Annotated in this window: 16 protein-coding genes; 11 read left to right on the plus strand and 5 right to left on the minus strand. The window is 62.1% G+C overall.

What is annotated here, in order from left to right; translation table 11 throughout:
• The first annotated feature begins 3 nt into the window (after nt 1-3).
• From nirB to KX729_RS11450, 11 genes are all read left to right on the plus strand, one after another.
• Nucleotides 4-2,454: a nitrite reductase large subunit NirB gene (gene nirB / locus KX729_RS11400; RefSeq protein ID WP_219742587.1), complete on the plus strand. Its 2,451-nt coding sequence runs from the start codon at nt 4-6 to the stop codon at nt 2,452-2,454.
• 5 nt (nt 2,455-2,459) lie between these two features.
• Entirely contained in the window at nt 2,460-2,798 is a 339-nt protein-coding gene (gene nirD, locus KX729_RS11405) for a nitrite reductase small subunit NirD (protein WP_219742588.1), read from the plus strand.
• A gap of 230 nt (nt 2,799-3,028) precedes the next feature.
• Nucleotides 3,029-5,719 carry a nitrate reductase gene (locus KX729_RS11410; protein ID WP_219742589.1) on the plus strand — a complete coding sequence of 897 codons (2,691 nt, stop codon included), beginning with the start codon at nt 3,029-3,031 and terminating at the stop codon, nt 5,717-5,719.
• Nucleotides 5,720-5,738: 19 nt separating this feature from the next.
• The gene (locus KX729_RS11415; protein WP_312990851.1) at nt 5,739-6,863 is read left to right on the plus strand and encodes a siroheme synthase domain-containing protein; all 1,125 of its coding nucleotides are present in this window, start codon (nt 5,739-5,741) and stop codon (nt 6,861-6,863) included.
• 132 nt (nt 6,864-6,995) lie between these two features.
• Nucleotides 6,996-7,637 (plus strand): TetR family transcriptional regulator, encoded by a 642-nt coding sequence (locus KX729_RS11420; RefSeq protein WP_219742591.1) that lies wholly within the window; start codon nt 6,996-6,998, stop codon nt 7,635-7,637.
• A gap of 103 nt (nt 7,638-7,740) precedes the next feature.
• Nucleotides 7,741-8,583, plus strand: coding sequence for a metallophosphoesterase family protein (locus KX729_RS11425; protein WP_219742592.1), 843 nt, complete (start codon nt 7,741-7,743; stop codon nt 8,581-8,583).
• Nucleotides 8,584-8,607: 24 nt separating this feature from the next.
• A complete protein-coding gene (locus tag KX729_RS11430) occupies nt 8,608-9,903 on the plus strand; it encodes an ABC transporter substrate-binding protein (protein WP_219742593.1) in 1,296 nt (431 codons plus the stop codon).
• 258 nt (nt 9,904-10,161) lie between these two features.
• The gene (locus KX729_RS11435) at nt 10,162-11,115 is read left to right on the plus strand and encodes a carbohydrate ABC transporter permease (RefSeq protein ID WP_219742594.1); all 954 of its coding nucleotides are present in this window, start codon (nt 10,162-10,164) and stop codon (nt 11,113-11,115) included.
• On the plus strand, nt 11,105-11,971 hold the full coding sequence (locus tag KX729_RS11440; protein WP_219742595.1) for a carbohydrate ABC transporter permease: 867 nt from the start codon (nt 11,105-11,107) through the stop codon (nt 11,969-11,971). Before KX729_RS11435 ends, KX729_RS11440 begins: the two co-directional genes overlap by 11 nt.
• Nucleotide 11,972: 1 nt before the next feature.
• Nucleotides 11,973-12,710: a tyrosine-protein phosphatase gene (locus KX729_RS11445; RefSeq protein ID WP_219742596.1), complete on the plus strand. Its 738-nt coding sequence runs from the start codon at nt 11,973-11,975 to the stop codon at nt 12,708-12,710.
• Between the two features lie 153 nt (nt 12,711-12,863).
• Nucleotides 12,864-13,844, plus strand: coding sequence for a substrate-binding domain-containing protein (locus KX729_RS11450; RefSeq protein ID WP_219742597.1), 981 nt, complete (start codon nt 12,864-12,866; stop codon nt 13,842-13,844).
• A 183-nt stretch (nt 13,845-14,027) separates the two neighbouring features.
• On the opposite strand, the gene KX729_RS11455 is transcribed toward KX729_RS11450, so the two are convergent.
• The 5 genes from KX729_RS11455 to KX729_RS11475 are packed head-to-tail and all read right to left on the minus strand — an operon-like array spanning nt 14,028 to nt 19,071.
• The gene (locus tag KX729_RS11455) at nt 14,028-15,293 is read right to left on the minus strand and encodes an ABC transporter substrate-binding protein (protein WP_219742598.1); all 1,266 of its coding nucleotides are present in this window, start codon (nt 15,291-15,293) and stop codon (nt 14,028-14,030) included.
• 29 nt (nt 15,294-15,322) lie between these two features.
• Complete coding sequence (locus KX729_RS11460) at nt 15,323-16,159, minus strand: carbohydrate ABC transporter permease (RefSeq protein ID WP_219742599.1); 837 nt, start codon at nt 16,157-16,159, stop codon at nt 15,323-15,325.
• Nucleotides 16,156-17,088, minus strand: a complete 933-nt coding sequence (locus tag KX729_RS11465; RefSeq protein WP_219742600.1) for a carbohydrate ABC transporter permease — start codon at nt 17,086-17,088, stop codon at nt 16,156-16,158. Before KX729_RS11465 ends, KX729_RS11460 begins: the two co-directional genes overlap by 4 nt.
• The gene (locus tag KX729_RS11470) at nt 17,081-18,247 is read right to left on the minus strand and encodes an ABC transporter ATP-binding protein (protein WP_219742601.1); all 1,167 of its coding nucleotides are present in this window, start codon (nt 18,245-18,247) and stop codon (nt 17,081-17,083) included. Before KX729_RS11470 ends, KX729_RS11465 begins: the two co-directional genes overlap by 8 nt.
• Nucleotides 18,244-19,071: a metallophosphoesterase family protein gene (locus KX729_RS11475; protein ID WP_219742602.1), complete on the minus strand. Its 828-nt coding sequence runs from the start codon at nt 19,069-19,071 to the stop codon at nt 18,244-18,246. The genes KX729_RS11470 and KX729_RS11475 overlap by 4 nt, the downstream gene beginning before the upstream one ends.
• Between the last annotated feature and the right edge of the window lie 103 nt (nt 19,072-19,174).

Below are 19,174 nucleotides of genomic sequence, written 5' to 3' on the forward strand. Positions count from 1 at the left end.
CCTATGACCGAAAAACTCGTCATCATTGGCAATGGCATGGCGCCGGGGCGCATGCTGGAACATCTCTTCGAACAGGCGCCCGGCCGTTACGCCGTCACCATCTTCAACGCCGAACCGCGCGTCAATTACGACCGCATCATGCTCTCGCCGGTGCTGTCAGGCGAAAAGTCCTACGAACAGATCGTCATCCACGGCGACGGCTGGTACATTGACCATGGCATCACGCTTTACAAAGGCCATCGGATAGTTGCGATCGATCGCGGCACGAAGGCCGTAACCTCGGATCACGGCGTCACCGAAAGCTACGACAAGCTGGTGATCGCCACAGGCTCGGTGCCTTTCATCATTCCGGTTCCCGGCAAGGACCTGCCGGGCGTCATCACCTATCGCGATCTCGACGATGTGCAGGCAATGCTGCTCGCCGCGCAGTCCCGCGAAAAGGCGATCGTCATCGGCGGCGGCCTGCTCGGCCTTGAGGCCGCTGCGGGCCTGGCCCTGCGCGGCATGGATGTGACGGTCCTGCATGTCAACTCGAGCCTGATGGAACGGCAACTCGATCCGGCGGCCGGTTATCTTCTCCAGACGGAGCTGCAACGCCGCGGCATCAAGGTGATCTGCAAGGCCAACACCAAGGCAATCATCGGCAATGGCAGGGTGGAAGGCGTCGAACTCGACAACGGCACCATCATCCCTGCCACACTCGTCGTCATGGCAGTCGGTATTCGTCCCAGCGCCGGGCTCGCCAAGGACGCGGGCCTTGCCGTCAATCGCGGCATCGTCGTCGATGCCGGCATGCAGACTTCGGATGGCGATATCTATTCCATCGGCGAATGCGCCGAAGTGGGCGGCATGGTCTACGGCCTCGTCGCGCCGCTTTACGAAATGGCCCGTATTGCCGCCTCGCATCTTGCAGGCGATAGCAAACCGGCCTTCGTGCATTCCGATACGCCGACCAAGCTCAAGGTCACCGGCATCGATCTCTATTCGCTGGGCGACTTCGCCGATGGCGACGACCGGCAGGAAATCGTGCTGCGCGATGCCACCGCCGGCGTCTACAAGCGCCTTGTCCTGAAGGACAACCGCATCATTGGCACCGTCCTCTATGGCGAGACCGCCGACGGCGCATGGTTCAACGACCTGAAGAAAAAGGCTGTCGATATTTCCGAGATGCGCGACACCCTGATCTTTGGCCAGGCCTATCAGGGGGGCGCCCCGCTGGACCCTATGGCGGCCGTTGCAGCCTTGCCGGATGATGCGGAAATCTGCGGCTGCAACGGCGTCTGCAAGGGCAAAATCACCTCGACGATCACGGCCAAGGGCCTCACATCACTGGACGAAGTGCGCGCCCATACCAAGGCTTCCGCCTCCTGCGGCACCTGCACCGGCCTCGTCGAGCAGCTGATGAGCCTGACGCTGGGCGACGCCTATAATCCAAAAGCTGTGTCGCCCATGTGCCCCTGCACCGAGCTTGGCCACGACGATGTGCGCCGCCTGATCAAGGCGAAGGGACTGAAGACCATTCCGGCCGTCATGCAGGAACTGGAATGGAAGACGTCCTGCGGCTGCGCCAAATGTCGGCCGGCGCTCAACTATTATCTCGTCTGCGATTGGCCGGATGAATATGCCGATGACTACCAGTCGCGCTACATCAACGAGCGCGTCCACGCCAATATCCAGAAGGACGGTACCTATTCGGTCGTGCCGCGCATGTGGGGCGGCGTCACCAATTCGCAGGAACTCAGGGCGATTGCCGACGTGGTCGACAAGTTCGAAATCCCGATGGTGAAGGTGACCGGCGGCCAGCGCATCGACCTTTTAGGCATCGAGAAGGAGGATTTGCCCGCCGTCTGGGCTGATCTCGGCAAAGCCGGTTTCATCTCCGGCCAGGCCTATGCCAAGGGACTGCGCACGGTCAAAACCTGTGTCGGCTCCGACTGGTGCCGTTTCGGCACGCAGGATTCCACCGGCCTCGGTATCCGCATCGAAAAGTTCATGTGGGGTTCCTGGACGCCGGCAAAGCTGAAGCTCGCCGTCTCCGGATGTCCGCGAAACTGCGCTGAAGCAACCTGCAAGGACATCGGCGTCATCTGCGTGGATTCCGGGTTCGAGATCCATTTCGCCGGCGCGGCCGGCCTCGATATCAAGGGCACGGAAGTCCTCGGCCTCGTGAAGACCGAGGATGAGGCGCTCGAGCATATCGTGGCGCTGACACAGATGTACCGCGAACAGGGCCGTTATCTCGAGCGCATCTACAAATGGGCCAAGCGCGTCGGTCTCGACGAAATCCGCCGGCAGATCATGACCGATACCGAGAAGCGACAGGCCTATTACGAGCGCTTCGTCTTCTCCCAGACATTCGCCCAGGTCGATCCCTGGTCGGAGCGCGTCTCCGGCAAGGACAAGCACGAGTTCAAGCCGATGGCGACCGTCGGCTTCAATCAGGCGGCGGAGTGAAGGAGATGGACATGGGTTGGTATCCGATCGGCGACATTTCCGACATCCCGCTGCGCGGTGCGCGCTGCGTGAAAACCCCACAGATGAACATCGCCATCTTCCGCACCGGCGAAAACGAGGTTCATGCGATCGAGAACCGCTGCCCGCACAAAGGCGGGCCGCTTTCCGAAGGCATCGTGCATGGCAATGCGGTGACCTGCCCGCTGCACAACTGGGTGATCTCGCTGGAAACCGGCAAGGCGCTTGGCGCGGATGAGGGGGAGGTGCGGGTGATCCCGGTGCGCAACGAGGGTGGTCGGCTTTCGATAGCGCTGGAGAATGTGATGATGGTGGCGGCGGAGTAGCGGGCGGATGTGCGCCGAGTTACCCCCCTCTGTCCTGCCGGACATCTCCCCCACAAGGGGGGAGATCGACTCGCGGCTCATCCATCGCCCTGAACCGACCGCCCGTGACCTTTGCACCGTCCGAAAGTGGGACGAGACGCCGTTGCTCCATCCAATCTCCCCCCGTGTGGGGGAGATGTCCGGCAGGACAGAGGGGGGTAGCCTCATCCAATTCCGCATAAGAGGGCACTATGCCCACTGAAACCAAAACCACCTGCCCCTATTGCGGCGTCGGCTGCGGCGTCATCGTCACGGTAGCGGATACGGGCACAGTGACAGTCAAAGGCGATCCCGACCACCCCGCCAATTTCGGCCGCCTTTGCTCCAAGGGTTCGGCGCTTGCCGAAACCATCGATCTCGACGGCCGCATCCTTCATCCGGAGATCCATGGCCGTCAGGCAGATTGGAACGAAGCCCTCAACCTCGTCGCGGCGAAATTCTCCGAAGCCATCGCAGAACACGGCCCGGATTCTGTCGCCTTCTACGTCTCCGGCCAGTTGCTCACCGAAGACTATTACGTCGCCAACAAGCTGATGAAGGGCTTCATCGGCTCGGCAAATATCGACACCAACTCCCGTCTCTGCATGTCGTCTTCCGTTGCAGGCCACCGTCGCGCCTTCGGATCGGATACCGTGCCCGGCACCTACGAGGATATCGAGCTTGCCGATCTCGTCATCCTCACCGGTTCAAACCTCGCGTGGTGCCATCCGGTGATCTACCAGCGCCTCGCCGCCGCCAAGGCCGCGCGGCCAGCAATGAAGATCGTCGTCATCGATCCGCGCCGGACGATGACCTGCGATATTGCCGACTTGCATCTGGCGATCCGGCCGGATGGCGACGTGGCGCTGTTCATGGGCCTGCTCGCACATCTTTCCACCAGCCCGGCGATCGACCAGAACTATATCGGCGCCCACACGCAAGGTTTCGCCGAAGCCTTCGCGGCTGCAGCCGCCCTTTCCTTCATCGACCTGATGGAGCGCACGGGCCTGCCGGCCATGCAGCTGCGCGAATTTTTCAGGCTGTTCGAGACGACGGAAAAGGTGGTCACCTGCTACAGCCAGGGCGTCAACCAGTCCTCGTCCGGCACCGACAAGGTCAATGCCATCATCAACTGCCACCTTGCCACCGGCCGCATCGGCCGTCCGGGCATGGGACCTTTCTCACTGACCGGCCAGCCGAATGCGATGGGCGGCCGCGAAGTCGGCGGGCTTGCCAATATGCTGGCCGCCCATATGGCCATCGAGAGCGCCGAGGATCGGGATCGGGTGCAGCGCTTCTGGGCCTCTCCGACAATCGCCTCAAAACCCGGATTGAAGGCCGTCGATATGTTTCGCGCCGTCGCGGATGGGCGGATCAAGGCATTATGGATCATGGCCACCAATCCGGTCGTCTCGATGCCGGATGCCGATGTGGTGGAAGCAGCGATAAGGGCCTGTCCCTTCGTTATGGTCTCCGACATTCTGCGCGATACCGACACCGCTCGCCACGCGCATGTCCTGCTGCCCTCGCTCGGTTGGGGCGAAAAGGATGGCACGGTCACCAATTCGGAGCGCCGCATTTCCCGCCAACGGCGATTTTTACCCGCTCCCGGAACGGCAAGGGCCGACTGGTGGCAGATGGCCGAAGTCGGCCGGCGAATGGGATTTGCCGGGTTCGAATATCAATCGCCTGCGGATATCTTTGCAGAACATGCGGCGCTCTCGGCTTTCGAGAATGACGGTAGCCGGGATTTCGATATCGGCGCAGCGGCGGCAATCAGCGCGGGTGAATATGACGCGCTCCTGCCTTTCCAATGGCCGGCGTCGTCGAAAAACACCCATCCTGTGGGGGAGATGCCCGGCAGGGCAGAGGGATGTGGCGATACCCGCTTCTTCGCAAACGGCGACTTCTACCACCTCGACCGCAAGGCGCGTTTCATTGCCGTGCAGGCGCCAACTACCGACCGCACCAATGAAAAATTCCCGCTGACGCTGAACACTGGCCGCATCCGCGACCATTGGCACACGATGACCCGCACCGGCAAAAGTGCCCGGCTTTCAAGCCATATCGCCGAACCCTTCGCAGAAATCCACCCGTGGGATGCGGCCGAACTCGGTATTCGCGATGCCACCCTTGTCGAGCTGGAAAGCCCGCATGGCCAGGTGATCATTCGGGCTCTCGTTACCGAGCGTCAGGCACGCGGCAACGTCTTTGTTCCCATGCACTGGAACGACCAGTTCGCCGCAAAGGCGCGGATCGATGCGCTCGTGACCTCGTTGACCGATCCAATCTCTGGCCAGCCCGCCTCCAAGAACGTGGCGATCGCAGCCCGGCTATTCGCGTCCGCATTTTACGGCTTTGCCGTGTCCATCGAAAAACCGGTGGCCTTGGGCGCCGATTATTGGGCAATGGCCAGGGCCGATGGCGGCTGGCGGATCGAACTCGGCTTCAAGGAGATGGTCGAAGACTGGACCGATTGGTGCCGGGGGACCTTCGATATCGCGGCCGGGATAGAACCGATCGGTTATGCGGACCTGCAATCGGGCGATATCCGGCTCGCCTTTTTCGAAGGTCCGCGCCTGCTTGCCGCACTCTTCCTGGCCCGCCAACCCGTCGCCGTCGCCCGCAACTGGGCGATCAGCCAGCTGACGGCCGATCATTCAGATATGCGCAGGCGCTTCTCAATTGTCGCCGGCAGGCCAGGGGCCGACCAGCCGGACCCGGGCGCGACCGTCTGCTCCTGCTTTTCGATCGGGGTCAACCAGATCGTGTCCGCTATCCGCAGCGGTTGCCATAGCGTCGAAGCCGTGGGCAGGCAAACCAATGCCGGCACAAATTGCGGCTCCTGTCGCTCCGAAATCAGGGGGATCATTGATGGATGTCTTGCCGTTGCCGCGGAATGAGCGGACACGAAGCGCCCGCATGGCGCCACTCGCCAAACTGCCGGTGTTCTGGGCTCTAGAAGGCAAACGCGTCATCGTCACCGGCGGCTCGGATGCCGCGGCGTGGAAGGCAGAGCTTCTGGCGGCCTGCGGGGCCGAGGTCCATGTCTATGCTCAGAAGCTGTCCGAAATGTTCGAGGTCTTGATCGCGCGGCCGGCAGAACATCCTGGCGGCCGTTTCATCCATCACGCCCTGCCCTGGCATCGTGGCATTTTCGCCGGCGCCGAACTCGCAGTCGCCGACTGCGAGGACGAAGCCGATGCAATGGCTTTGGCGAGTGCTGCGCGTGCAGCCGGCGTTCCGGTAAATGTCATCGACAAGCCGGCCTTCTGCCGTTTCCAGTTCGGTTCGATCGTCAACCGCTCGCCGGTCGTGGTGTCGATCTCGACAGACGGCGCGGCGCCGGTTCTCGCCCAGGCGATCCGGCGGCGTATCGAAACATCGCTGCCGCAATCCCTTCAGGCATGGGCCGAAATCGCCCAATCTCTGCGCGAGACGATCAACAAGCGCCTTCTGCCGGGACAGCAGCGCCGAAGCTTCTGGGAACGCTTCGTCCATCGCGCTTTCGGACCGGCGCCCGACGGCCGAAGCGAAGCAGCCATCCTTGCAGATGTGACCGCCGTGGCAGCTGCACAGAACGGCAAGGGCCGTGCGACGCTGATCGCCACCCATCCAGACGACGCAGAGCTTCTGACCCTAAAGGCTGTCCGCGCCCTGCAGGCTGCCGATATCATTCTGTACGATGACCGAATTTCCCCTGACGTGCTGGAGCTCGCCCGCCGGGAGGCAGAACGGCGGCCTGTAGAGCGCCGGCAAGATTTGAAGATCACGGCTTCGGACGATATCATCGAAGCAATGGCGGCATCTGCAAATGCCGGCAAGAATGTCGTGCGCTTGACAGTCGATGATTCAGCAGCTTCCAGGGAAATCGCTTTTCTCACCGCAAGAGGAATCCCGATCAACATCATTCCCGGTGTGGTCGCAGCTAATACCGCGCCATCTTGCCGGGAAAGGCGTGAGCGTAAATTCAAGCGGAATATCCCACTGGGCGCCGGTGGTCCTGACGTAAGCGGGAGGGAGCCCGCACAAGGATCGAACGGGTGATGGTGCTCTCGCGACGCGGGCCAATGGACAGGATCGCCTCAACCGAATTTGCATCCGAGCGACACCCTTCCGCCGCTGTCATCCGCCCTACACGAAACGGGTTCATTATATTCTCCGTTCGGAGAGCGATGCATGCACGGCCGCACCAATCTGACCGCTATCAGGCTTATGGATGCCTGCGAGCATCTGTTATGTGAATCCGAGGTTCTGGAGGAGCTGACGGCACGCAAGATTGCGGTTGAAGCGCATGCGACGCCTTCGGCGATCGTCTATCATTTCGGATCGCAGGAAGCCCTGATCGCGGCTGTCGCTGAGCGCGTCTACCGCCGCTTGAATGCCGAGCGGTTGAGCCTGCTACGCAAGGCGATCGATCGCCGGGCGCCCGAGCCTGCCGATCTCGACGAGGTCATTGCGGCACTGGTCGGCCCGTCGATCCGCTGGAGCCTCGATCCGTCATCCAGCTATCCGGTCCTGTCGCATTTCACCTCGATGGCAAAGGCTCATCGCGAGGGCGGTCCGCATTACCGCAAGATCATCGACAATGTCGAACATCACTTGGCCTTCATCCCGCCTCTGAAGCGGATTGCGCCGTGGCTGGATGAGGTGGATATCGGCTGGCGGCTGAACTCGGCGCTCGGCATCCGCTCGCAGGTAACGAGAAGCCGTTCCCGCACCGAAATCCTCACCAATCACAGCATGAATCTCGACGATCCCGAATTCGTCATCGCCCGCATGATCGAGGTGATCGCGCCGATGTTCCGCCGCCCCATTTAAGCTTTCCACGATCAATTCGAACGGCATTCGAAATCCGTCACGACCGGGAAACAAACCGCTCCTATCGATCCTCCTGACGAAACTGCCCTTCAGGAGGCATCCGATGCGCCGCGAAACCACCTTCATCCATCTTACCGACCTGCATATCGGCACCGCCGATGACAGCCATCTGCATTCGGACACGACCGAGACGCTGCACAAGGTGCTCGATCTCGTCGCGACCGTGACGCCGAAGCCGCAATTCGTCATCGCCAGCGGCGACCTGACGAACCGTGGCGATGCGGAAAGCTTCCGCCGGCTGAAGGAAATCATCGACGCCAAGATCGACGTTCCGGTGATTTACGCGCTCGGCAACCACGATACCCGCCCCGGCTTCTACGAGGGCATGGGCGTCGAATCGGTCGATCCGGACGCGCCTTACGACCACGATACGATCATCGACGGCATTCACATCGTCACGATCGACTCCACCACGCCGGGCCTGATCGGCGGCACGATCGATCCGGAACAGTTCGACTGGCTCGCATCGACCCTCGACAAGCACCTGGAACTGCCGAAGCTGATCGTCGTCCATCATCCGCCGGCACTCGGCGAAGAGGCGGACGCCACCCATTGGCGCACCATCCACTTCCCGCAGTCCGAACGTTTCCGTGAACTGCTGAAGGGCCGCAACATCATCGGCGTCCTCAGCGGCCATATCCACCATGACCGCGTTTCCGTCTGGCACGGCATTCCGGTCGTCGTCGGCACCGGTCAGCATGCCGCGACCGATATCCTGCGCACCGACATCCTGCGCATGGTCCGCGGCGCCTCCTTCGGCATCGGCACCATCCGCCCGTCCGGCCTCACCATGGCCTTCGTGCCGCTGCCGTCCGACCGCGCCGAACTCAACACCTATCCGCTCGAACTTCTGATGGCCCGGGCAATGCCCGTCGCCGCCGAATAATCCTACCCTCCCGGAGACACGCAAATGCTGCGCAGAACCATTCTCAAGCTGATGGCGACGCTGGCCGCTACGTCGCTTCTTCCCTTCGGCGCCTTCGCCGAAATGCCGAAGACCGTCGACAAGCCGGTCACCATCACCTTCTACAACTACAATCTCGCCTCCGCCGGCGCTGGTTCCGAAGCCACCAAGGAGCTGATTGCCAATTTCGAGAAGAAGAACCCGAACGTGAAGGTGGAGACGATCGCCGTCCCCTCCAACGAAATCATCAACCGCGTTCAGGCCGATGTCGTTGCCGGCAAACAGCCGGACGTCGCCCAGCTGACCTTCCGCGACCTGATCTTCATCGCCTCCGACCTCGGCGGCAATGCGCTGGAAGACATGGTCAGCCCGGCCGAACTGAAGGAACACCTGACCGGCATATTCCCCAAGGGCTTGGAACTCGGCAAGGTCGACGGCAAGACCTATGGTCTCGCCTATACGTTCTCCACCCCGATCCTTTATTACAATGCCGACCTCTTCAAGGCTGCCGGCCTCGACCCGAACAACCCGCCGAAGACCTGGGCCGACGTCGCCATCGCCGGCAAGGCGATCAAGGAAAAGACCAGCAAGAACGGCTTCTTCCCGGGCGCCTACGGCCCGACCGACGGCACGTTCGTCTACCAGTCGATCGTCATGTCGAACGGCGGCAAGGTGCGTGAAGGCGACAAGCTGACTTTCGCCGACAAGAACGCTGCCGAAGCCGTCAAGACGATGCGCGACATGGTTCAGAGCGGCGCGCATGCCAAGATCGATCCGGCCAGCGCCTCCGACACGTTTTCTGCCGGTAACATGGGTATGTTCCTCTACACGACCGCACTTCTTTCCAGCGTCAAGAAGTCGGCTGCCGGCAAGTTCGACCTGCGCCTTGCTCCGATGCCCTCCTTCGGCGAAAAGCCGACGGCACCGACGAACTCCGGCAGCGCGCTGTTCGTCTTCTCGAAGGACCCGGCCAAACAGCGCGCCTCCTACGAGCTGCTGAAATACCTGACCAGCCCGGATGCCTACACGATCATCACCAGCAAGATCGGCTACCTGCCGCTGCGCCTCGATATCGTCGACGATCCGAACCAGCTCGGTCCGTGGGCGAAGGAAAACCCGATGTTCCGTTCCAACCTGGAGCAGCTCAATCGCCTGACCCCGAATATGGCCTTCCCCGGCCCGAACTACCGTCAGGTTGAGAAGATGATGATGGACTCGGTTCGCGAAGCCGTCTTCGGCTCGGGTGATCCGATAGCGACGCTGAAGACTGCGCAGGAGCAGGCTCAGGATCTGATGCCTTAAACACGTAAGGCTGCCCCCTCACCCTGACCCTCTTCCCGCAAGCGGGGAGAGGGAACGGAAAGGCCGCGGCTTGTGGCCTTCTCCCCGTCAGAACGGGGAGAAGGTGCCGGCAGGCGGATGAGGGGCAAAACTCTCGACGCAGACGAAGGCCTCCAGAAAACGCGGCGTTTTCCGGAGGCCTGAGATCACGAGGAAAGAATGCCGGGCGGGCTCGCTTGTTACCGCCCGGCATTTGAAAAACACCCGGATGGACCAACCATGACCGATATTCAGGCAGATTTCGCCAGACCGCTGACGATCGCCCGCGCGCCGGCAAAGATACGCCGCCAGCGCGAGCCCTTCACCATTTCACCCTGGCTTTATCTCACCCCCGCGCTCGTGCTGTTGTTCGTCTGGACCTATATCCCGCTGGTCGAAGCCTTCCAGCTTTCCTTCTACCAGTGGAACATGCTGCCCACCGCCACACCGCGCTATGTGGGCCTGAAGAATTACGAGCGTCTGATGGCGCTGCCCGAGATGCGCAACGCGCTCTGGAATACGCTCTATTACATCCTCGGCCTTTTCCCGATGTCAGTCATCATCCCACTTTTCGTGGCGATCTGGACGCAGGACCTGACCGGCCGCGCCCGGATGATCTATCGCGGCCTGATCTTCGTGCCGATGATCGTCGCCCCCGTCGTCGCCGCCATCCTCTGGCGCTGGCTGCTGAACGAGGACCAGGGCCTGATCACGCTCGGTCTCGAACAGCTTGGCCTCGGCCGCATCGGTTTCCTGACCGATCCGAACTATGCGCTGGCGACGCTGACCTGGATCACCGGCTGGAAGCTGATCGGTTTCTCGACGCTGCTGTTTTCGGCAGCGAATGCCAGCATCAACCCGTCCTATATCGAGGCGGCGCGCATCGATGGCGCCAGCCGCTGGGGCATCATCCGCGATATCCGTCTTCCGCTTCTGTCGCCCACCATCCTGCTTCTGTCGATGATGACCATCCTGTTCGGCGCGCAGTGGAGCTTTGCCTATATCAACGTGCTGACCAATGGCGGCCCGCTGAAATCCACCACCAACATCTTCTACCTGCTGTGGGAATACGGCTTTCAGACCATGTCGGCCGGCTGGAGTTCGGCCGCCGGCATGATCGCCTTCCTCGGCTTCGCCATTCTCGCCGCGGGCTGCATGTGGCTGACCAAGAGGTTTGCGGTCTATGACAATTGACACTTCACACGACCACCAGCCGCTCGCCTCGCTGACCGCCGAAACCGGCGGCAAGACACGCCGTATCGCCGTGCATGTGGTGATGATCGTTCTGTCGGTCCTGTCGATCTTTCCGATCTACTGGATGATCGTCACCTCACTCCGCCCGGAAAACGAAATCTTTTCGACCGCGATGTGGCCGGCCAATCCGACGCTCGACAATTACGTTTTCGTGCTGACCCGCATCCCGATGCTGCAGATGCTGTTCAACACCACGGTCGTGGCGGCGACGACCGCGGGCCTGCAGGTCGTGACCGGCCTGTTCGCTGCCTATGCGCTGGTGCGCTGGAAAATGCGGCTCTCCGGCGTCATCCACGGCTTGATCGCACTGTCCTGGCTCGTCCCCTTCCAGGTGACGATGATCCCGAACTACGTGCTCGCCTCAAAGCTTGGCCTGCTCGACACGCTGACCGGCCTCATCCTGCCGAATGCCAGCCACGCTTTCGCGGTGCTGCTGCTCTACCATGCCATGCGCTCCTTCCCGACCGAGATCCTGGAGGCAGCGCGCATCGACGGGGCGAAAAGCTGGAAGATCCTCTGGCAGATCGTTGCCCCGAACATGGGCGCTCCGATCGCCTCGCTGTCGATCATCGCCTTCATCTCCGCCTGGAACGAATATTTCTGGCCCCTGCTTCTCTCCCGCAAACCGGAAAACTCCGTCGTGCAGATCGGCCTGCAGATGTTCATGACGCAGGAAGGCAATCTCTGGGGACCCTTGATGGCAGCCGCAGCACTCGCCAGCCTGCCGATCCTGATCATCTACCTCGTCCTGCAACGCCACGTCATCGAATCCTTCATGAAATCCGGAATCCGCTGATATGCTCATCCATGACCGACTGATCGCGCTCGAGGGCGCCCACAATGTCCGTGACCTCGGCGGTTACAAGACGGCAGACGGCGGCTCGACCCGCTGGCGTTCCGTGCTGCGCGGCGATGCCCTGCATGATTTGAGTGAGGCCGATATCGAAGCGCTGCTCGGTCACGGTCTGGCAACCGTCATCGATCTGCGCAATGCCCATGAGATCGCCGCGCAGGCCAATCCGTTCGTCGGCCACGACCGTGTGCGTTATCACAATACGCCGGTCTTTTCGGCGCTGGCGCCGGTCGAGATGATGGCGGAATCAACCCTTAGCTTCGACATGGGCGACCGTTATTGCCAGGCGATCGACAACTGCCAGCCGGCCATCGCAGAAGTGCTGAACATCATCGCCGATGCACCGGAAGGCGCCGTACTTTTCCACTGCAGCGCCGGCAAGGACCGGACCGGCGTCATCTCCGCCCTCCTGCTCGCCAATGCCGGCGTCGACGAAGCGACGATCATCGAGGACTATGCGCTGACCGCGACGATTTCCGGTCCGTTGATCGAAAAACTTCGCGAACGGGCACTTGGTCGCGGCACGCCGGCAGCGCTGGTCGATATCGTGCTCGCCTCCGAGCCCCGCAGCATGCGCCAGGCGCTGGATCATATCCGTCTGCACTATGGCACCGTCCGGGATTATCTCGTTACGCTCGGCTTCGATGATGCCGCAATCGAGCGGCTGCAAAACCGGCTCTGAACCCGCAACTCCCGGTCGGTCGGCATCGCCTGGGTGACCGCTGACAGACTGGAGCATGCCGCGAATACGTTTCTCTGACATAAAACTCTAACATATCGAGGAGAAACCTGCCGCCCGCGGCATCGAGGCCGACAAACGGAAGGTTTCTTTTCGATGGCGACGCTGGAACAGGTGGCGGCAAGGGCGGGATGTTCGCTGGCGACCGCGAGCCGGGCGCTCAGCCGCCGCGGCAATGTCAGCGATGGCATGGTGCGCAAGGTGCGCCGTGCGGCAGCCGAACTCGGTTATCGCCCGGCAAATGCGTCGGCAGGCCGGCTGGGCCGCCGGCCGGTGATCGGCGTGCTGATCCCAAGCATCACCAATCCCGTTTTTGCTTCATCACTGTCCAGCATCCAGAACCGTATGCTGGTGGCCGGCCACAATGTGCTGATCGCCCAATCGAACTACGACCCGGCGCGCGAGGCGGATGCGGTTGCCTCGCTCCTCAACGAGCGGCCGACGGGGTTGATCCTCACCGTCTGCGATCCCGCAACGAGCGTCGCGCTGATGCCGTCGCTGCCGCCGACCGTGCTTCTCAACAACCTGCCGACCGCGCTGTTTCCGGCCGCCGTGACCGTGGACAATCGCAATGCCGGCCGCGAACTGACGCAGATGCTGATCGCAATCGGCCATCGCCGCATCCTGTTCGTATCCGGTAGCTTTGCGGGCTCCGACCGCGCCCGCCGCCGGCATGAAGGGTATCGCGATGCGATGGTCGATCACGGTATCGCACCGCTCGAAGCGGTGCAGATCTCGTTCGTCAACGGTTACGACCACCTCGATCTCAGCGCAGCGCTCGCAACCGCCTCGCCGACCGCGATCATTGCCTCCAACGATCTTCTTGCGCTCGGCGTCATCGGCTCGCTGCGGCGCGAGGGGCTTTCCGTGCCGGGCGACGTCTCCGTTGCAGGCTTTGACGGGATTGCCATCGGGCGGCTGATGGACCCGCCGCTGACGACGGTCGAGATGCCTGATGCCAGCATGGGTGCCGCAGCCGCATCGCTGCTACTCGACATTGCCGAGAACGCCGCCCCTGCCCGCCACCTCGATCTCGCCTATACGATGCGGCGCGGCGGGACGGTGCGGGCAATCTAGGATCAGCCGGACGCTACCGTTTGCCAAGTTGCCAAGATAGCCACTATCTCCGCCGTCATGCTCGGGCCTGTCCCGAGCATCTATCCACGTTGATCGTGTCGCACCGGCTCACATTTCCAAACAAACGAAAACCGCCGCCTCCCTTGGGAAGCGGCGGCTTTTTATCCTTAAGGCAGAGATCGCTTAGTTACGCGGCAGCAGCTTCTTCACTTCGTCTGCGGCGTCGTTCAGCGCTTCAGTCGGCTTGGCCTGCTGTTCGACGACGCGCGACAGGTTTTCGACGATGGTCTGGGTGACCTTCACGCCGTTGGTGCCCGGGAAGGCGTACCACGGAACCATGCGGTTCATCTGGCTCAGGCCGGCAACAAAGAGCGGGTTTTCCTTGTAGAAGTTGCCAAGATATTCCGGCGACTTGGCGGCCAGTTCGTTGTTCGGAACGTAGCCCGTGCCCGGAACGACGACGGAGGAACCGTACGGACCGGCGGCGAACTTGGCGAACTTCCACGCGGCCTGCTGCTTGGCGGCATCGCGGGTCAGGATGACAATGGCATTGCCGCCGGTCGGCAGCTTGCCGTTGACCGGGTCGATCAGCGGGATCTGGGCGGTGCGCAGGTCGAACTTGTTGCCAACGCTCTTGATCGTGTTGCGCAGCGCGCCGGTGGTCTTGAATTCAAGACCGACCTTGCCGGCGAAGAAGGCCTGTTCGCCAGCGGCGGCGGTGAAGATCGGCAGGCCACCCTTCTTGACCATCTGGTCGAGGACGGCGACAGCCTTTTCGCCTTCCGGACCGGCAAAGGCGACGGACTTTTCGTCGTCGCTCAGCATCTGGCCGCCGGCGCCGAACAGCAGCGCGGAGAACATCCAGTCGTCACCCTGCCAGCGGAAGTCGATACCTTCGACGCCGTTGCCAAGCGCCTTGATCTTGGCGCCGAGGGCAATGACCTCGTCCCAGGTCTTCGGCGGCTGGTCCGGGTTGCCGCCGGCAGCTTTCACCAGATCGGCATTGTAGTACATGATCGGGTTCGACATCGCGAAGGCGAGGCCGACCTGCTTGCCCTTGACCTGGGCGATCTTCAGGAGCGTGTCGGAAAAGCCGAGCTTCGATACGTCGCCTTCCTTGGCGAGGAACGGGCCGAGGTCGACCGGCAGGTCACGCTCCTGCACCATGCGCAGGCGGTTCAGGCCGATGAAGGTCAGGTCCGGCATTTCTGCGGTACCGGCCTGGCGCATGATCAGCTGGATGCCTTCTTCATACGTGGCGGACGGGTTGGCGAACTGGAGCTTGATATCCGGGTTCTCTTCCATGAACTTCTTAGAGATCGTGTCCATCACGTCCTTGAAGAAGCCCGGCATCGGGTAATGCACGGTCAGCGTCGTGTCGGCGAATGCCGGGAACGACACGGTCATGGCGACCGCGGCTGTGGCGAGGAATTTGGTGAAATGCTTCATCGCATGTTCTCCTGAGAGTTGAATGCCGGTCAGCCCTTGAGACCGGTCATGGTGATGCCCTCAACGAAGCGCTTCTGGGCAAGCAGAAAGGCCGCGACGAGCGGAAAGGTGATGATGAGAGTAGCGGCCATCAGCGCGCCGTAATCGTCGCCGGCCTCGGCTGCCCGGAAATAGAGAAGCCCGAGTGGCGGGGTGGCATAGGACTGGTTCGAGATGACGATCAGCGGCCAGTAGAGGTCGTTCCAGTGCGCCACGACCGAGAAGATCGCGAAGGCGGTGATCGCCGGCCAGGCATTCGGCACGATGACACGCGCGATGATGCCGATCTCCGACATGCCGTCGAGCCGAGCGGCATGGATCAGGTCGTCCGGCATGGCGCGGAAGAACTGCAGGAAGAGGAAGATGCCGAAGACCGAGATGGTGAAGGGTGCCACCAGCGCGAAATAGCTGTTGAGCAGGGCGGCGCGGTCGAAAGCCACGTATATCGGCAGCGCGGTGGCATGGATCGGCACCAGCAGGCCAAGCATGACCAGCACCATCATCACCCGCGCCGCGCGGAACTTCAGCTTCGCCATCGCATAAGCGCAGGGAATGGCGATCACCACCTGGATGACGAAGATCAGCGCGCAGACCACGACGCCGTTCCACAGCAGCGTCGTCATCGAGACACGCGTCAGCGCCTTGGTGAAATTCGCGACATAGGAGAGATTCTGCGGGATAAGGTTGAGCGACGAGGAAAAGATGTCGCTCTGCGCCTTGCCGGCCGTCGAGATCATGAAAACGTAAGGCGCCAGGAAGATTAGTGCGCCGAAGCTCACGATGAAGAGGCGCAGCGCGCGACCAAGTGTGAAGGTGTTCGCGTTCATGAGTAGTGCACCTGCCGGTCCTGGATCCGGTATTGCAGGAACATCAGGATCACGAGGATGAGCAGGAAAACGACCGTCATGGCGGAGGCGTAACCGACGCGCAGGTAGACGAAACCTTCCTGATAGATGGTGAAGAGCAGCACTTCGGACGCCTTGTTCGGCCCGCCTTCGGTGAGCGTCTTGACGGTTTCGAACACCTTGACGGCATTGATGATGCTGATCGTGGTGACGAACAGCGTCGTCGGCCCGAGCATCGGCCAGGTGACCAGCCGGAAGCGGTCCCAGGACGACCGGGCGCCATCGACATGCGCGGCCGCATACAGCTCACGCGGGATGGCGGTGAGGCCGGCGAGGAAGAGCACGAGGTTAAAGCCGACCGACTGCCAGACTCCGATGATCGACAGGCCGTAGAGCACATAGCCGGACGCGCCGAGCCAGTTCGGACCCTCGATATCCACGAGCCGAAGGAGTGCATTCACCGGGCCGATCGTCGGGTGGAAAAGGTATTGCCAAACGGTCGCCATGGCGACGAGCAGCGAGGCCACCGGCAGGAAATAGGCGGTGCGGAAGAACGACCGGCCGATGCCTTCGCTTTCTATCAGCATGGCAAGCCCGAGCGCCATGAAGATCGAAACGGGCGCGACGATCGCGGTGTAGACCGTGGTGTTCCACAGCGATCGCTTGAAGGTGCGGTTGGTGAAGAGGTCGGCGTAGTTCTCAACGCCGACCCATTTGAAGCCGGTATAACCGAGTTCGTAATCGGTAAAGCTCATCAGGATGACGGCGGCGACCGGCAGCAAGATGAACATGAACAGCAGCACGAGCGCCGGCAGCGAAAGCATCCAGCCGGAATGTGCCTCGCGCCGTTCGGCGGTCGAACGCGCTGACGACTTGCCGATCAGACCGGGAGCCGCAATCGCCTCAGCCATGGGCCGTCTCCAGCGCAACATCCGCGTTCACCGGCAGTGAGGGCAATCGGCGACCGTCTTCGGCGAAAACGAAGAGGCGATCCGCGTCGAATTGCAGGCGCACCGGCATGCCGGCGGCGAGCCCCGCACCTTCGGAGGGCGAGAGCTTGGCGATGACATTCTCGCCGACCGCATCGAGGCGGCAATAGAGGATGATTTCGGAGCCTAGGAATTCGACGCGATCGATATGCGCCGGCAGGCCGTGCTGGCTATTGCGGCTGACGGCCACGAATTCCGGACGGATGCCAATCGTCACCGGCGTGCCGGCTGTAAGCGTCTCGGCGGGCCGCAGGCGAGTGTTACCCATTGCCACCATGCCATCCTCAGCGACTTGCGAGGCGAAGAGATTGATGCGCGGCTGGCCGATAAACTTTGCCACCTCGATATGCTGGGGATCATCATAGATGACCTGCGGCGAGGCAAGCTGCAGCAGCGCGCCGCCGATCATCACGGCGACTCGGTCGGCCATCGACAGTGCTTCGGCCTGATCGTGGGTGACATAGATGGTCGGCACGCCGGCGCGGCGGTGCAGTTCGACGATCTCGCCGCGGGCGTGGACGCGCAGGTTGGCATCGAGGTTCGATAGCGGCTCGTCCATCAGGAAAACGGAAGGCCGGCGCACCATGGCGCGGCCGAGGGCGACGCGCTGGCGCTGACCACCGGACATCTGGCCGGGCTTGCGATCCATCAGATGATCGATCTTCAAAGAGACGGCCATGTCGCGCACTTCGCGCTTGATCGTGGCGATCGCCTTGCGCTGGCTGGGCACCAGCGGGCCGACGAGCGGCAGGCGCTGCGCACGTGTCAGGTTGCGCATGACGAGCGGTACGGCGATGTTCTGCGCAGCCGTCAGGTGCGGATAAAGCGCGTAGGACTGGAACACCATGGCGATGTTGCGGTCCGCGGCCGGCACCGGCGAAAGGTCGCGGTCACCCACGACGATCTCGCCGCCATCGGCGCTTTCGAGACCCGCGAGAATACGCAGCAGCGTGCTCTTGCCGCAGCCGGACGGGCCGACCAGCGCGATAAACTCGTTTTCGTCGGCATCGAGGCTGACGCCCTTGAGGATCTGGTTGCCGCCAAAGGCCTTGTGGATGTTGCGGAGAGAAAGCTTGCTCATGCTTCCTCCTCTGCCTTGGCCGGGCTCGGATAGACTTCGTGGATGACGTCGTCGATGACATAGGCGGTCATGCCCGGCACGGCGACGATCTCTGTCTGCACATCGTCGCCGAACGTGTGAACCGCGGCGCCGATCAGGCGCTCGCCCGGCATTTCTCGCTCCAGCTTGTCGATGACGAAGGCGGCTGAAGGTCCCCAGGTCAGCGCCATGTTCTCATGACGGCCCTGCCAGGCCCAATGCAGATGGCCGCTGGCGTAAAGCGCAACGTCATGAGCTTTGATCAGGTCGAAGAGCTGGGCGCGTTCCTTCGGGCGGGCACCCCAATAACCGGTCTCGCCTTCATCCGGCGCATCGACGAACAGCGGCTTGTGGGCGAAAAGCGCAATGCGACGGCCCTTGCGGTCTTCCAGCGTTTCGCGCAGCCATTCGAACTGCGCCTGCTCCTCGTCGTCCTCATGGCCGAGGATCAGCGAGTTGAGGCCGACGGAGCGCCATTCACCGGCGTCATGGAACCAGCGGTCCGGGCCGGCCAGATCGCGCCAGCGCCTCAGACGCTCGGCATTGACCGGCTGGCTGCCACCCGGCATGTGGCCGACATCGTGATTGCCGGGCACGATCAGCATCGGAACCGAGACCTGACGCATCAGGTCCATGCAGAACGTGATGTCTTCAGCCTTGTCGGCGCCATCGACGGTCAGGTCGCCGGTATGAATGATCAGGTCGGCGCGAGCGTCCTCGATCCAGTTCAGGAGCGGCGCCCAGTTGCCGTTGAAATGCTGCTTTTCCGGGCTGAAATGGGTATCGGTAATCTGGATGATCTTCACGGCAGCTCTCCGGTCTCGCGAGCGCCTTTCGCAATTGCGAAGGCGAGGTGCGAGTTTCCTTAGAGCTCTCTCGTGTCAGGCCGGTTACAGAGTTTTCCAGCCT

This window comes from Neorhizobium populisoli (genome assembly GCF_019430945.1).
GTDB lineage: Bacteria > Pseudomonadota > Alphaproteobacteria > Rhizobiales > Rhizobiaceae > Neorhizobium > Neorhizobium populisoli.

What these genes read in the sequence shown, in the direction of transcription:
- KX729_RS11410 (WP_219742589.1), top strand. Translation starts at nt 3,029, where the DNA reads ATGCCCACTGAAACCAAAACCACCTGCCCCTATTGCGGCGTCGGCTGC.
- nirD (WP_219742588.1), top strand. Translation starts at nt 2,460, where the DNA reads ATGGACATGGGTTGGTATCCGATCGGCGACATTTCCGACATCCCGCTG.
- KX729_RS11440 (WP_219742595.1), top strand. Translation starts at nt 11,105, where the DNA reads ATGACAATTGACACTTCACACGACCACCAGCCGCTCGCCTCGCTGACC.
- KX729_RS11435 (WP_219742594.1), top strand. Translation starts at nt 10,162, where the DNA reads ATGACCGATATTCAGGCAGATTTCGCCAGACCGCTGACGATCGCCCGC.
- KX729_RS11460 (WP_219742599.1), bottom strand. Translation starts at nt 16,159, where the DNA reads ATGAACGCGAACACCTTCACACTTGGTCGCGCGCTGCGCCTCTTCATC.
- KX729_RS11455 (WP_219742598.1), bottom strand. Translation starts at nt 15,293, where the DNA reads ATGAAGCATTTCACCAAATTCCTCGCCACAGCCGCGGTCGCCATGACC.
- KX729_RS11420 (WP_219742591.1), top strand. Translation starts at nt 6,996, where the DNA reads ATGCACGGCCGCACCAATCTGACCGCTATCAGGCTTATGGATGCCTGC.
- KX729_RS11445 (WP_219742596.1), top strand. Translation starts at nt 11,973, where the DNA reads ATGCTCATCCATGACCGACTGATCGCGCTCGAGGGCGCCCACAATGTC.
- KX729_RS11415 (WP_312990851.1), top strand. Translation starts at nt 5,739, where the DNA reads ATGGCGCCACTCGCCAAACTGCCGGTGTTCTGGGCTCTAGAAGGCAAA.
- KX729_RS11470 (WP_219742601.1), bottom strand. Translation starts at nt 18,247, where the DNA reads ATGAGCAAGCTTTCTCTCCGCAACATCCACAAGGCCTTTGGCGGCAAC.
- KX729_RS11430 (WP_219742593.1), top strand. Translation starts at nt 8,608, where the DNA reads ATGCTGCGCAGAACCATTCTCAAGCTGATGGCGACGCTGGCCGCTACG.
- KX729_RS11425 (WP_219742592.1), top strand. Translation starts at nt 7,741, where the DNA reads ATGCGCCGCGAAACCACCTTCATCCATCTTACCGACCTGCATATCGGC.
- nirB (WP_219742587.1), top strand. Translation starts at nt 4, where the DNA reads ATGACCGAAAAACTCGTCATCATTGGCAATGGCATGGCGCCGGGGCGC.
- KX729_RS11465 (WP_219742600.1), bottom strand. Translation starts at nt 17,088, where the DNA reads ATGGCTGAGGCGATTGCGGCTCCCGGTCTGATCGGCAAGTCGTCAGCG.
- KX729_RS11450 (WP_219742597.1), top strand. Translation starts at nt 12,864, where the DNA reads ATGGCGACGCTGGAACAGGTGGCGGCAAGGGCGGGATGTTCGCTGGCG.